At 33.0% G+C, this 14,774-nt stretch carries 14 protein-coding genes; 4 read left to right on the plus strand and 10 right to left on the minus strand.

All coding sequences use genetic code 11. From position 1 onward, the window contains the following. Window positions 1-306 precede the first annotated feature (306 nt). The 5 genes from DM444_RS11435 to DM444_RS11455 form a co-directional block, all read right to left on the minus strand. Window positions 307-1,530: a cbb3-type cytochrome c oxidase subunit I gene (locus DM444_RS11435; protein WP_239455664.1), complete on the minus strand. Its 1,224-nt coding sequence runs from the start codon at window positions 1,528-1,530 to the stop codon at window positions 307-309. Window positions 1,531-1,837: 307 nt separating this feature from the next. Continuing rightward, window positions 1,838-2,569 (minus strand): iron-sulfur cluster repair di-iron protein, encoded by a 732-nt coding sequence (gene ric, locus DM444_RS11440; protein ID WP_111286714.1) that lies wholly within the window; start codon window positions 2,567-2,569, stop codon window positions 1,838-1,840. 27 nt (window positions 2,570-2,596) lie between these two features. Then, a complete protein-coding gene (locus DM444_RS11445; RefSeq protein WP_111286716.1) occupies window positions 2,597-4,831 on the minus strand; it encodes a nitric-oxide reductase large subunit in 2,235 nt (744 codons plus the stop codon). A 99-nt stretch (window positions 4,832-4,930) separates the two neighbouring features. Next, a complete protein-coding gene (gene azu, locus DM444_RS11450) occupies window positions 4,931-5,458 on the minus strand; it encodes an azurin (protein WP_111286718.1) in 528 nt (175 codons plus the stop codon). Between the two features lie 26 nt (window positions 5,459-5,484). Continuing rightward, a complete protein-coding gene (locus tag DM444_RS11455; protein ID WP_111286720.1) occupies window positions 5,485-5,934 on the minus strand; it encodes an RrF2 family transcriptional regulator in 450 nt (149 codons plus the stop codon). A 200-nt stretch (window positions 5,935-6,134) separates the two neighbouring features. Here DM444_RS11455 and DM444_RS11460 point away from each other — a divergent pair, with 200 nt between their 5' ends. Both DM444_RS11460 and DM444_RS11465 read left to right on the plus strand, forming a co-directional pair. Continuing rightward, complete coding sequence (locus DM444_RS11460) at window positions 6,135-6,914, plus strand: NYN domain-containing protein (RefSeq protein WP_111286722.1); 780 nt, start codon at window positions 6,135-6,137, stop codon at window positions 6,912-6,914. A gap of 36 nt (window positions 6,915-6,950) precedes the next feature. After that, window positions 6,951-8,465 (plus strand): FMN-binding glutamate synthase family protein, encoded by a 1,515-nt coding sequence (locus DM444_RS11465; protein WP_111286724.1) that lies wholly within the window; start codon window positions 6,951-6,953, stop codon window positions 8,463-8,465. Window positions 8,466-8,515: 50 nt separating this feature from the next. Here DM444_RS11465 and DM444_RS11470 read toward each other — a convergent pair whose 3' ends face one another. The 4 genes from DM444_RS11470 to DM444_RS11485 all read right to left on the minus strand — a co-directional run bounded on the left by DM444_RS11470 (window position 8,516) and on the right by DM444_RS11485 (window position 11,586). Beyond that, window positions 8,516-8,947 carry a hypothetical protein gene (locus DM444_RS11470; RefSeq protein ID WP_111286726.1) on the minus strand — a complete coding sequence of 144 codons (432 nt, stop codon included), beginning with the start codon at window positions 8,945-8,947 and terminating at the stop codon, window positions 8,516-8,518. Window positions 8,948-9,215: 268 nt separating this feature from the next. Continuing rightward, window positions 9,216-9,638, minus strand: coding sequence for a hypothetical protein (locus tag DM444_RS11475; RefSeq protein ID WP_111286728.1), 423 nt, complete (start codon window positions 9,636-9,638; stop codon window positions 9,216-9,218). 34 nt (window positions 9,639-9,672) lie between these two features. Then, entirely contained in the window at window positions 9,673-10,404 is a 732-nt protein-coding gene (locus DM444_RS11480; protein WP_162614957.1) for a hypothetical protein, read from the minus strand. A 3-nt stretch (window positions 10,405-10,407) separates the two neighbouring features. Next, window positions 10,408-11,586 (minus strand): glycoside hydrolase family 88 protein, encoded by a 1,179-nt coding sequence (locus tag DM444_RS11485; protein WP_111286732.1) that lies wholly within the window; start codon window positions 11,584-11,586, stop codon window positions 10,408-10,410. A 286-nt stretch (window positions 11,587-11,872) separates the two neighbouring features. Between DM444_RS11485 and DM444_RS11490 the strand changes: the two genes are divergently transcribed. Then, window positions 11,873-12,256 (plus strand): ribosomal maturation YjgA family protein, encoded by a 384-nt coding sequence (locus DM444_RS11490; protein ID WP_111286734.1) that lies wholly within the window; start codon window positions 11,873-11,875, stop codon window positions 12,254-12,256. On the opposite strand, the gene DM444_RS11495 is transcribed toward DM444_RS11490, so the two are convergent. Further along, complete coding sequence (locus DM444_RS11495; RefSeq protein ID WP_111286736.1) at window positions 12,237-14,015, minus strand: ABC transporter ATP-binding protein; 1,779 nt, start codon at window positions 14,013-14,015, stop codon at window positions 12,237-12,239. The genes DM444_RS11490 and DM444_RS11495 overlap by 20 nt on opposite strands. Window positions 14,016-14,091: 76 nt before the next feature. Here DM444_RS11495 and DM444_RS11500 point away from each other — a divergent pair, with 76 nt between their 5' ends. Continuing rightward, window positions 14,092-14,670, plus strand: a complete 579-nt coding sequence (locus tag DM444_RS11500; RefSeq protein ID WP_111286738.1) for a non-canonical purine NTP diphosphatase — start codon at window positions 14,092-14,094, stop codon at window positions 14,668-14,670. Window positions 14,671-14,774 lie beyond the last annotated feature (104 nt).

The raw sequence follows: 14,774 nt of genomic DNA on the forward strand, positions 1-14,774 counted from the left end.
AGCTTTTTATCTTCGCCAAACGTTTTTTATAAATATGTCGTCCCGCTGGGACTTATTTTCTAGAACTCGTATCGCTTCGGAGAAGCGAAATATTTATAGAAAAATCTGAATCATCTACATAGAGAGCTCCAGCGGAGCGAAATATTTATCAGGTTAACAAATATGATTCTATAAATATGTCGCTCCGCTGGAGCTTTTTATCTTCGCCAAACGTTTTCTATAAATATGTCGCTTCTCCGAAGCTTTATAATCCTAAGCTTTACAATATGTCATCCCTCTGCTATAAATATGCCGTCCCGCTGGGACTTATTTGATATGACAATATAAATTTCGCCTAATTATCGAACTCATCATTAAAACCAACCCCAAAACCAAAAGAATGCTGAAAATCAAAATACTTTGAAAATATCCTGTAATACTTCCTTCTCCAAAAAAGAAGAACCAACCTTGAAGAAACAACAAAACTTCTGTCAAAACATATCCTAAAATAAAACACTTCACTCCTATTTTTAATGTTTTAGAATTGGTATAAAGCATTTTATTCTGAAGCAGAATTCCAAACAAAAATCCAGTTATGATTCCCAAAGTCGTTAAATGAATAAAACCAATTACAAAATTTCGAATTTGATGTGAAACTTCTGCTAGATTGGGAAAAAGAGTCAGCAATTGAATTCCAACTTTCAAAAACAAAGAACATAAAGCCAAACCGTAAACCATTTTAGTAGTTTTATTTAATCTGCTTTTGAAATCAATAATTTGTGGTTTTAGCATTTTATAGAAATAAATAAAAGCTCCCAATTGCATTAAAACTCCCAAACCATTGATATAACTCAAACTATCATTTTCGATAAACCAGCGAACTGGAAAACAAACCGTTAATAGCGTAGAAACAATCATTAGAAAGTAAAACTTCTTAAACTTTACCTCATCAATTTTATTTTGAAATTGTTTTAAAAACAAAGCCAAAATTGCCAATATAAACCATCCATTAAATTGAAAATGAAGAAAAAACTGAATGGCAATTTGATAAAAAGCACTTTGTTTTCCTAGCATGCTTACGGCTGGTCCAAGACACCAAACTCCGAAAGTCGATAAAATCATAAACAGAATCGAAACCAACAAAAGTCTTTGTGATGGCGATTTATCTTTGACACAATCTTTCCAAACCAAACGGCAAAAAACATAGCTCAACAAAATATGCAGTGTTGAAAAAACAATCGAAAACAAAGCATAACCTTGAATAGGAAATGCAATCATCATTCCGATTACTGAAAATTCTGTCAGCCAAAATAAGCGGTTGTAAATGGGTTTCTGGCTTTTTTCTTTCGGAATAAAAAAATGAACAACCAAAACATAAACGATCAAATAAACCCAGCCTAACATCGCAACATGCGAATGCGCATGAAGCAGAAAGCTATAATTAAGAAAATCTAAAGGATAGAGATACATAAACCGCATTAATAATCCGAAAACGCAAGCAATCAGAAAATTAAAAAAACAGCAAAGTATCCAGCTTTTTTGAGAATTCATTTTAGAAATATTTTTTAAACACATAGAAACATAGATTTTATATTATCTACACAATCTTGTCATCCTGACGAAGGAAGGATCACAAACGAAACTCAATAAAGATTGGAGATATGGATTGTAGATTTTCTAGTATGATCCTTCCTTCGTCAGGATGACAAACGCTGTCTTAAAGCTATCATAAGAACTCCGCTTTGCTTTTTTAACCAAATTCAACCCTTTAAAAATAACATTTCTTGAAAAATAAAACACCGATAATTATCATGTTTAGATATTTTATCGGTGCTTTTCGAACTATTAAAATTAACCTTTATTGAACTTCAACAAAGTCCTTTTCTAAAACAACCGCTTTTGGAAACAAGATGTTATTTTCCAAATGAATGTGTTTGTGTAAATCTGCTTCAAATTCTTTCAGCATTGCAAAAGTTACTCTGTAAGTCGTACAAGCGTCTGCTGGCGGAATGTAATTATTAGTCAATTCGGCAATTGCTCTAAAACGTTCGCCTTCGTTATCATGTTCATGCATCATCATCGCAATCGGATTTGAAACTGTCCCGAAAGATGGTTGAGATAAAATCCCGTCAGATTCTTTCGTTTTTACCATTCGTTTTACAAAAGGAAACAACACCAATTCTTCTTTTTTCATATGCTGAGATAATTCTCCTGCACAGCCAATAAACAATTCATTAATCTTGAATAATTCAGGATGATTTGCGCCGTGCACTTTGCATAATTTATCTAAAAATGGAAGCAAAACATTTGTTTTTTCTTCCACATAACGGTGATGCGTTTTCTCAATATAATCTGCCAATAAATCTAAAGGCCATGAATTGAAATCAATGCTTCCGCTATTTTCTGATTGTACAACTTGCAGTACATTTTCTAATAAGGCATCTGCATCTATGTTTTGCTTTTCGCAGACTTCGGTTACTGTTCGGTTTCCTTTGCAGCAAAAATCAATTCTATATTTAGAGAATACTGCAGCTGTTCTAAAATCCTCAGCTACAAATGATCCTATTGTTTTGTTTTTTAAATTTTCCATGTTACTCTATTTTATATTTTGTGTATTTTATTTTTTGTTTTTTAATGTCAGTTCAAATACAAACCAAGCCATTGTAATAAATCCGATTCCGAAAATAGAATCTCCAATAGCGCGAAGCCATTTTAAAGTAATCATTGTTGGCTGCTGCATTAATTCTGAAGAACGTGCGTACCACATTCCGTGACTAATACTTTCAATTGCCTGCCAAACTCCAATTGGTAATAAGCTTAGAATTGCCATTAGAAATAAACCAATATTTAAAGACCAGAAAGTGATTTTTAGCAGTTTGTTATTCCAGCTTACATTTCGGTATAAACTTCTCAGTACAAATAGTACCAGACCAATTCCCAACATTCCGTAAACTCCAAACAAAGCCGTGTGTCCATGCAAAGGCGTTGTATTTAATCCCTGAACATAATACAAGGCAATTGGCGGATTAATAATGAATCCGAAGATTCCGGCTCCGAGAAAATTCCAAAACGCTACAGAAATCATAAAATAAATAGGCCATTTGTAATCGGCGATCCATTGCGTTGATTTTGAGATTTTATAGTTTTGATACGCTTCAAATCCAATTAAAGTCAACGGAACTACTTCTAAGGCACTGAATGTTGCTCCTAAAGCCATAATTGCTGTTGGTGTTCCTGAGAAATACAAGTGATGGAATGTTCCTAAAATACCTCCAGACATGAAAATAATGGTTGCAAAGAGCACATTTAAAGTGGCTGTTTTCGTTTTTAATAATCCTAAACGAACAAATAAGAACGCAATTACAACTGTTGCAAATACTTCAAAGAATCCTTCAACCCAAAGGTGAACTACCCACCATCTCCAATATTCGGCAATTGCTAAATTGGTTTGTCTTCCCCACATTAATCCTGCTCCGTAAAACATGGCAATTGCAGTACAAGAAACTAAGAACAAAATGATTAGGTTTTTCTCTTCTGTTTTTTTCTTCAAAACTGGAAGTAAAGGACGAATCATTAAAGCCAACCATAAAAACAGTCCAACTAAAAGGAAAATTTGCCAGAAACGACCTAAATCAACATATTCGTAACCTTGATGTCCGAACCAGAAATTCTGAACTAAATTCAGTTTCTGCATTACGCCAAACCATTGTCCAGCCATTGAACCTAAAACAATAATTAGTAAAGCGACAAATAAGAAGTTAATTCCAAAACATTGAAATTTAGGATCTTTACCTGAAACTGCAGGCGCAATATATAATCCTGTTGCAAGCCAAGCCGTTGCAATCCAGAAAATTGCCAATTGAGTATGCCATGTTCTTGTTACAGCATAAGGCAGAATCTGATCAATTGGAATTCCGTATAAACCATTTCCTTCCACTCCGTAGTGCGCTGTGATAATTCCAAATACCATTTGTAAAACCATCAGCAGACTTACAATCCAGAAATATTTGGTCACTAATCCCATAGATTTTGTTTTGCCTTGCTTAATAAGCGGATCTTCTTTTGGAAGCGGAAATTCTTCTTCTTCTCCCGATTTTGCATGATAGAAAACTAAGATTCCCACACTTAAAATCAATAAAATAATACTTACTCCAGACCAAGCTAAAAGTTCTGTTGTGGCTGTATTTCCAACCAATTCATCTGACGGCCAGTTGTGTGTGTAAGAAATAGTATTATCAGGACGATTGGTGACTGTTGCCCAAGTTGCCCAGAAGAAAAAGGCATTCATTTTATGCATTCTCTCAGCATTTTTTATAGAGTTTTTTGGAATCGCATATTCTTCTCTCAATTTATCGAATTTTGGATCATTCGTAAAAAGACCTTTATAATATTCGCTTAAATGCTCAATCGCTGCTAAACGATTTTCAGAAATAGTCAAAATACCTGTGTCTGAATTATAACGATTGGTTCTCAAATCTTTCTGCAATCGAATTTTTAAGGCCGATTGTTTTTCAGCATCTAATTCATCATACTTTTTGTTAAAATCTTTTTGGGCATAAATGTCTAGTATAAAAATGGCTTCTCTATGTAGCCAATCTGCGGTCCAGTCTGGGGCCACATAGGCGCCGTGTCCCCAGATAGATCCCACTTCCTGGCCACCTATACTTTGCCAGATATTTTGTCCGTCTTTAATTTCGCTTTCGCTAAAGACAACTTTACCAGAATCGGTTACTATTTCTTTTGGAACTGGCGGTGCCTGCTGATAAATCTCGTAACCGTAATAACCAAGCACGGCAAATGATATACTCATTACCAATGCAAAAACTATCCATAATTTTTTTTCTCTTTTCATTTTTCTTGGGGGGAAATTGATTAATAAAAGACAAAATTATCTTTTATTTGTTTTAAAAAAAACTCCAAACCTATTTACAGCATTTGGAGTTTATGTTATTTACTCAACAATTAATACACCTTTCATCATAGCCACGTGGCCAGGGAAAGAACAAATAAATGGATAAGATCCTTTTTTATCAATTGTAAACTCGATTGTATCTTCTTCTCCGCCACCAATTAATTTAGTGTGAGCAATAATTGAAGCTTTTTCAGATTCTGGAATATAATCTGTTGCTTTGGCGTCATTAGCTTTTAAAGCAAAAGCAGCTTGATCTGTTCCTTCTTGTAAAATCACTAAATTGTGACCCATTGCTTCTTTTGGAATTTTTCCAACGTGTTTCAAAGTCAATTTGATTGGTTTTCCCGTAACAGCTTTCAATTCATTTACATTAAATTGCATTTGATCATTTCCTTCAATAACTAATACATTTTCCTCAGCAGCTGGCGTTACTGGCGCAGCTTCTCCTTCTGTAGATGGCTCAGTTGTTTCTGTTTGATCAGCAGGAACTGTTTCTTTTTTTCCGCAAGAAGTAACTGCTAAAAATCCCATAAGGATTAGTATCGAAATTTTGGTTTTTGTATTCATTTTTAAGATAATTTATTAAAATATTATTATTCGTTTATGTTTAATGTCTTTAGGAAGAAATCGCCTGATTTTACGTCTGTAGCCAATTGCTCTAAAGTTGTTTTTGTCAGCATTTCTAAAAGAAGACCACGTATTTTCTTAAACTCGTGATGAACTGGACATGGATGCTCTTCTGAACATTCTTTTAATCCAATTCCGCAACCGCTGTATATTTTATTTCCATCAATAGCGTCAACAATCTGAATTAATTTTATGGATTTCGATGCTTTTGGCGAAACTTCAAAACCGCCTCCCACTCCTTTTGCCGAATGAATGATTCCGTTTTTTGTCAAAATCTGCATAATCTTGGCTGTAAATGGTTCTGGAGAATCGATCTCTTTTGCAACATCTTTTATTCCAACTCTAATTCCTTTAGAAGATTTGGTTGCAATAAATATTGACGCTCTAATTCCGTATTCACACGCTTTTGAAAACATACATTCCTTATTAATTCTCAACAAAGATATGGAGGTTTTATATAAAAGACAAATTTATCTTTAATTAATTTTTGAAACGCCATATATTATTTATAATGAAACTAATTAGTGCTCATAAAACCACTTATTCATCATTCGATTCTTATAAAAACCAATTTTAATTTTAACTTTGATAGTATTTAATTTTTAATATTAAAACAATGCCTTTAAGCAATTCAAAAGATTTAAAACTGGCAGTCCTTATTGATGCAGACAATGTGCCATACAGCAATGTAAAAGGTATGATGGAAGAAATTGCAAAATTAGGAACACCAACGACGAAAAGGATTTATGCCGATTGGACAAAGCCAAATGCAAATGGCTGGAAAGGCGTTTTATTGGAACATGCCATTACTCCTATTCAACAATACAGCTATACGGTTGGAAAAAACTCCTCAGATTCTGCTTTGATTATTGATGCAATGGATTTGCTTTATTCTGGAAAACTGGACGGATTTTGTATCGTTTCCAGCGATAGCGATTTTACGCGTCTAGCTATCAGGCTTCGCGAATCTGGCATGAAAGTAATTGGAATTGGTGAAAAGAAAACGCCTAGTTCTTTTATTGTGGCATGCGACCGATTTATTTACATTGAGGTTTTGGATGGAGCAATTCAAAAGAAAAAACCTAAAACAGCGACTGCAGATACCAAAAAGCCAATTGAAAAACCAGCTGAAAAAGCACTTCATAAAATTGACAAACAGACTATTGAACTGATTGAAGCTACCATTGAAGATATTGAAGATGATGATGGCTGGGCATTTTTAGGAGATGTCGGAAATCTGATTGTGAAGAAAAAACCAGAATTTGACCCTCGAAATTATGGCTTTTCTAAACTAACGCCAATGCTTAAATCATTAACTGATATTTTGGAAATTGACGAAAGAGAATCAGACAAAAAAGGAATCAAACACGTTTATGTACGTTTAAGATTCAACTAATTATCGCATTTATTACCTATTTAATTTTTTAAAAACATGAGAAAAAAATTCTTTATTTACGGATTCTTATTGTTTGTACTTGTTGCCGCAATTTATTATTACACCGAGCGCGGATTTTTATTAATTATTATTCTACCTATATTATTAATTGTTGGAATCTACAATGCTCTCCAAGAAAAACACGCTATTTTACGAAACTTCCCTGTTTTGGGTTATTTCAGATATCTGTTTGAAATGATTGCACCAGAGATCCAGCAATATTTTATCGAAAGATCTACAGACGGAAAACCTTTTTCTAGAAACCAGCGTTCATTAGTATATCAAAGAGCAAAAAATATTGATTCGAGCACACCTTTTGGAACGCAATTGAACTTAAATACTGAAAACTACGAAGGAATCAAACATTCTATTTTTCCAGCAAAAGTCAACGAAGAATTGCCTCGCGTTTTAGTGGGTGGAAAAGACTGTAAACAGCCTTATTCGGCTTCTTTATTCAATGTTTCTGCTATGAGTTTTGGTTCTCTAAGTGAACATGCAGTTCGTGCCATTAATATTGGTGCTAAAAAAGGAAATTTCTACCAAAATACGGGAGAAGGCGGATTAACAGAATTTCACCTTGCTGGAGGCGGAGATATTACTTGGCAAATTGGAACTGGATATTTTGGATGCCGTGATGCAGAAGGAAATTTCAGTCCAGAAAACTTCAAGGAAAAAGCCAATCTCCCAAATGTAAAAATGATCGAAATTAAACTTTCTCAAGGAGCAAAACCTGGTCACGGAGGTGTTCTTCCTGCTAAGAAAAACACTGAACAAATTGCTAAAATTAGAGGGGTTGTTCCTCACACTATGATTCTTTCTCCTCCTGGACATCACGCTTTTTCTGATGCTAAAGGATTAATCCATTTTATTAAACAATTACGCGATTTATCTAATGGAAAACCAATCGGGTTTAAATTGTGTATTGGAAATACTGCTGAATTTGAATCTATCTGTCAAGAAATGATTACTGAAGATATCTATCCAGACTTCATTACCGTTGATGGTGCTGAAGGAGGAACTGGCGCTGCTCCGCTTGAATTTGCAGATGGAGTTGGAATGCCTTTTGAACCTGCATTAATTTTTGTAAATAAAACTTTGGTGCGTTTAGGAATTCGTGATAAAATGCGAATCATTGGAAGCGGGAAAATTATTTCTGGCTATTCTATTTTACATGCTATTGCATTGGGTGCTGATATGTGTAACAGTGCGAGAGGATTTATGTTTTCTTTAGGCTGTATTCAGGCTTTAAGATGCCATAATAATGAATGTCCAACTGGAGTTGCCACTCAAAACAAAATGCTGATGAAAGGTTTGGTTGTTACTGATAAATCAGAACGCGTATATCACTTTCATAAAAATACGCTTCACGCCGCAAATGAACTTTTAGCAGCTGCAGGAAAAAGCAGTTTTGCAGATGTAGATATCAATATTTTCATGCGTGGTGATGAATTTTCTAATTTATCTGAACAGTATTTCCCTGATAATCTGAAAAACGTTACTCAATTCTCATAAAAAAAGCCTCTTCTTGTGAAGAGGCTTTTCATTTAAAATCCATATTTCAATTATAATTTTGCTGTTTCTTTGTTTGGTTCAGAGGTTCCTTCTAAAACCGCTAATTCTTCCTGATCAACTAATTGCTGTGCTAAAATAACATTATTATAAGCCAAGAAATAAACATCAAACTTCACTCCTTCTGCGATAAGAGATGGAGAAATTTGATCATTCTTAATCATGTCTTTCAACAAACCAGGAAAAGATTCTTTGTAGGCTAATTTATTTGCATCATTTTCTTCTAAATTTGTTTCGATTCTAATTTCAATCTTATTATCGTTTAGAAAAGCTTTTGCTGTTGTACTAGTAATACCATTCCCTTTTATCGAAGATGAATTATTGTAATTACTTACATGTTCCTGAATTTTCTGCTTGGTATTTTTACAGCTAACTAAAAATAATGCAAAAGCAAGCGCAAATGCGATTTGGGTAATTTTTTTCATAAATTTTTGGTTTTAATAGTTATTTTTAACTCAAACATAACTAATTCACAACAAAAAAACAACATTCAATTACAGAAAACGCATATATAATTCTTTGAATACAAACCAATTATACTCTCAAAAAGGCAAACATTTGTAAGAATAAAAACGTTTCTTTTATACTTAATTTTTGGCCATAAATACAAAAAAGTCTCTTTAATTAAATTATAAAGAGACTTCTAATATGTAAGAATTAAAATGATTTGTTTTTCAAAAAAAACTCAATCTGTTATTTCAAAAAATCTTTTAGAGATTCGCCAGTCAGCACTTCTTTATCCAAAACTGTATTATCATTTGCCAGAAAATAAACATCAAATTGAACTCCTTCTTCAATTAATTGTCTTGGAATTTGATCTTTATCAATCATCAATTTTATCAATTTAGGAAAAGAAATTACAGCCGCCGATTTATGAGCTTCGTTTTGTTCTAAATTGGTTTCAAATCTCAGTTCAATTTTATCATTGTTGATATAACCTCTTGCAGTAGTAAGCGTTACATTATCGGCTCTAAAACTCGGAGCAATCGATTTGTTATATGTAACAACATACTCTTGGAGTTTTTGTTTGGTGTTTTTACAGCTTACAAGCATTAATACCATCATTATTGCAAAGGTAATCTGGCTTATTTTCTTAATCCCTTCTTTATATTTCATCACTTTACTAATTTTAGGTTATATAAAATCTACATTATCTAGAAACTTGCATAAGATTTTGCGCCAAGAAATCTTTTGAAATGTTCTTCAATTCTTTAATTGACAACTTATTACTTTCAAATTCATAAAAGGTAATAAGCCCATATTCATTTTTGTCAAAGCAAAAAACAATTCCATTGAACTTTCTTTCATCAGGATTTATTTTATACGAAATAGATTTCATATTTCCCCACGAATCCTCAGTTTGATAGTTCTCTAAGTTATTTTTACTTTTAATTTTTTTAAGACATTTTTCAAAATTATCTTCCGTTCTAAAGTTACGAACAAAAACATTCAAATCGTTAGGAGATTTAGATGCTGAAATTAAAGAGTCCCCATTATTACTTTTAAGATAATATCCTTTGGGTATTCTTATCTGAGTCTTAAAATCGACAAACATAACTGAATCTTTTTCTAGTTTATGCAAACCAAATTCTCCCTTTTCGGAAGCATTAAAATTCTCTAATTCTACATATTGTGAATAAAGAATGTTTCTTATTTTTTTATCTCGATTTTTAATATCAGTAAGCTTTTTCTCTGCATTTTTTTCAGCTTGCTCAATAGTCATTACATAAGGACTAACATCCAGAATTTCCTTTGGTTTTCTTTCTTTCGCTTTATTAGATGCATAAAATCTAAGTATTCCAGCACCTAACCTAACAATCATAAAAATAACGAGTACAAATGTTAAGAACCCGTTCCAAAATTTATAATTGCTTGTTTTCATTTTTTATTTTAATTTTTGAAGTCTTAATAGTGCCTCAAGATAGTAATAATCTGCATAATTTATAGAACAATCGATCTCACTTCCTGCAGGTTTATGCCCTGTTGAATGCAATAAAAACGCTGAATTAACATCATGACTTTGATAATGATCTGAAAGTGACACAATCATCTTTTTAGCTTTTGTTAAATATTCAGCTTTTAAATTCTTGTCTTTTGTGTACGAACTTAATTCTAAAAGTGCCGAAGAAACAATTGCTGCTGCGGAAGCATCTCTTGGTTCGTTCGGAATATTCGGTGCATTAAAATCCCAATACGGAACTAAATCTTCTGTGGTTAATTTATCTAAATAAGCACGTGCTAATTTATGAGCAAAATCTAAAAACTTAACGTCTTTTGTTTCTCTATACGTCATTGTAAAGCCATAAATCGCCCATGCCTGACCGCGTGCCCACATACTATCGTCGCTATATCCTTGTGCAGTTCTTCCTTTTATTTTTTTTCCAGTTTCGAAGTCGTAAATGATAACATGATAAGAAGTATTATCTGGTCTGAAATGATTTGCCATTGTAGTTTCGGCATGTTTTACAGCAATATCGTATAGTTTCTTACTTCCTCCGTTTTTTGAAGCCCAAAACAAAAGCTCCAAATTCATCATATTATCAATGATAGTATTATGACCGCCCATTTTATTGTGAGGCCAAGATTGGATTGTTCCCACTTTTGGATTAAAAAGTGTTGCAAGTGTATCTGCAGTTTTGAGAATGATTTCTTTATACTCTTTGTTTTTGGTTAATCGATATCCGTTTCCGAAACTATTGAAAACCTGAAATCCTAAATCATGGTCTGCGGCTTTGGTAACCGATAAAGGTGTTAGAAAACGAGTAAATTTATCAGCTTCTTTTTCCCATTTTTTATCTTTTGTTGCTTCATACAAAAACCATAATTCTCCAGGCCAGAATCCGCTTGTCCAATCTTTGTAGTCAACAAATTTCCATTCTTTGCTTCCGTTTGGAACTGTTCGTGGAGACGTTCCGTTATTCGGAATTACCTTTAAGGTTTCCGAAGCTTGTTCTGCGCAATAATCCAATTGCTTCTTAATATTAAATGTTTTATCTTTTTGAGAATAGCCTTGATTTCCTAGAATAAACAATGTGGCAATCAGGGTGAAAAATTTTGCATTCATGTGGTCGATAGTTTGTTTAATCGATAAATTTAGGAAATAAAATAAATCTAATTGGGTTTTGTATTTTTTGTTACCTAAAAGTGGATTATTGATGTACTATTTTAAGGCATAAGATTTAGTTTGTCATTCCGAGGAACGAGGAATCGCACTCGCAGATCGACAAAGATTGGCGAATTACTTTGTGGAATTTCTCGTGTGATTCCTCGTTCCTCGGAATGACAAAACATCTCGTAATTTCTTTAAAAAAATTACTCTAAATTTGTCTTAACCAAAACCCAATCTCAACTTGAACAAAACTAGAATTACCTATTTCTTAATCTTTCTAAGCATCATTTTTCTTGGAATCCTTTCAAGAAAAACATCTTTTATTCCATTATGGATTGGCGATTTTTTGTATGCCGTAATGATTTATTTTTTAGTTCGAATATTTCTTCCATTTAAAAATGCTTTCGCAATTGTGTTACTTTCTCTATTTATTTGTTACGGAATTGAGTTTTTACAGCTTTATCAGGGAGAATGGATGATCGAGCTTAGAAAAACACTTTTTGGAAAATATGTTTTAGGACAAGGATTTCTTTGGGAAGATATTCTGGCTTACACTTTTGGAATTATTGTCGCTTTTTGTATTGAGAAAATAACTTTGAATTATATCAATCAAAAGTCTGTGTGATTTTTTCGATATTTAAGCTGTTTGCCATTGCCATGAATATTTGATGATATGTTCCTTTATTATCATATAATTCGTCATGAGTTCCTTTTTCGACACATCTTCCCTTTTCTAAAACGATAATATTAGAAGCATCGATAATCTGTGAAATACTGTGCGATATGATAATCACGGTTCTGTCTTTTTTGATGGCATCTAAAGACTTTTTAATTTGTTCTGTTGCTATAGCATCCAAACTTGCCGTTGGTTCATCAAGGAAAATGATTGGCGGATTTTTTAGAAACAATCTAGCAATTGCAATACGCTGCTGCTGGCCGCCCGAAAGCAAATGTGCATCAGAATCGTAACCTTTTGGCAATTGAATAACTTGCTCGTGAATATAGGCTTGCTTTGCGGCTTCTATAACTTCATCTTTTGAAGCTTCTGGTTTTCCATATAAAATATTCTCTAAAATTGTGCCTTTAAAAATGTGATTTTTCTGAAGCACCAAACCAATATTTTTACGCAGAAAATCGGTATTGTATTCAACCAAGTCAACTCCATCCAAAAATATCTGACCAGAGGAAGGCAAGTAGAATTTATCCAGCAAATTAATAATGGTACTTTTTCCAGCACCGCTTAATCCAACCAAAGCTGTGGTTTCATTTGGTTTTACTGTAAAATTAATATCATAAAGCGCTTGTGTTCCGTTTGGATATACAAAATCTACATTTTTCACTTCTATTAATCCAAGAATTTTTTCTGGGATATAATTACCGCTGGTTTCTGTTTCATGCTCTGCTTCTAAAATATCAAAGAATCCTTCCGAATAAATTAGTGCATCATTTACTTCGTCATAAATTCGGTGTAATTGTCTAATTGGCGACGAAACATTATTAAATAGCATAATATGAAACATAATTGCACCAATCGTCATTTGATTATTCAAAACGAAATAAGCAGTCAGAATAATGATAATTACTACTCCAATCTGCTCTACAAAACTTTTAATGCTTTCAAAAATAAAACTGGTTTTTCTGGTTTGCAGCTGATTTTCGGTCATTTCAAACTGAATCTTTTCATGTCGATCGGCTTCTGTCGATTCGCGTACAAAAGATTTAATTACCGTTATCGATTCAATTAAACTGATGATTCCATTATTTTTAGTTTCGCGATATTTGCGCATTCTTCGTCGGAATCCGCTCAATCTCGTTGCCTGCAATTGACTGATGTAAAAATAAATCGGAATAATACATAAACTTACCAAACCCACATAAACATTGGCATAAAACATAATTACTAAAGCCACAAAAGCGTTAGCAAACAAAGGCAGAATATCAATAAAGAAGTTTTGAACCAATCGAGTTAAACTGCTAATTCCGGCATCAATTCTAGTTTGAAGTTTTCCGCTTTCATTTTCATCTGAAGTATAAAATTCCATTCGATAGCTTAGAATTTTTTCTACTATGGTTTGAGAAATGTCACGTGTAATGAAAATACGAAGTTTTTCACCATAGAATTTCTGTCCAAATTGAACTACGGAATTAACCAATTCTTTAGTTAATAAGACAATACTAATAATTCCGAGTAAATGAAATCCTTTAGATAAAGGTTCATGCGCAACCATCAAATTATTTATAGTATCGACAGTATATTTTAAAATCACAGCATTTACCTGTGCCGCAAACGAACCCAAAAAGGTTAACAGTAAAGTTGCAATTACCATTTTTCTGTACGGCTTTACAAAAGGCAGGATTTTTTTATAAAGTACTGATAATTGCATTTATTTGAATTTTAGCTAAGATATCAAATATAAGAATTCTAAATTTGTGTTGAAAATCATTTAAACACATAATTATATGAAACTCGTTTTCGCTTCAAACAACAAAAATAAAATTGCAGAAATTCAAAGCATGCTTCCGGAAAGCATCAAAATATTAAGTTTAGAAGACATTAATTGTTTAGAAGATATTCCAGAAACTGCAGACACCATTGAAGGAAATGCGATATTAAAAGCAGATTATGTAACCGAGAAATATGGTTATGACTGTTTTGCAGATGATACAGGTTTAGAAGTAAATGCTTTAAATGGTGAACCTGGAGTTTATTCTGCACGTTACGCCGGCGAACAGAAAAATGCGGATGATAACATGAATAAACTTTTGAAGGCGTTAGAGAATAACAAAAATCGAAGCGCTCAGTTTAAAACTGTCATCACTTTAAATCTTGAAGGAAAGCAATATTTATTTACTGGAATTGCAAAAGGTGAAATTACAGAAACCAAAACTGGGACAAATGGTTTTGGATACGACCCAATTTTTAAACCTGAAAATTTTGACAAGACCTTTGCCGAATTGCCGTTAGAGACCAAAAATACTATAGGTCACCGCGGAAAAGCAGTTCACCAACTAATTGATTTTCTGAGCACCACAAAATAATTGTTTAAAATACAACATTTTAGTAGCTAAATTTTACATTTTAAGACGTGTTTTTTGGCATATTTCTTCATTTAACGTAAAAATTTATTTCAACAAAAACGTAA

The organism is Flavobacterium ginsenosidimutans (assembly GCF_003254625.1).
GTDB classification, from domain to species: Bacteria; Bacteroidota; Bacteroidia; order Flavobacteriales; family Flavobacteriaceae; genus Flavobacterium; species Flavobacterium ginsenosidimutans.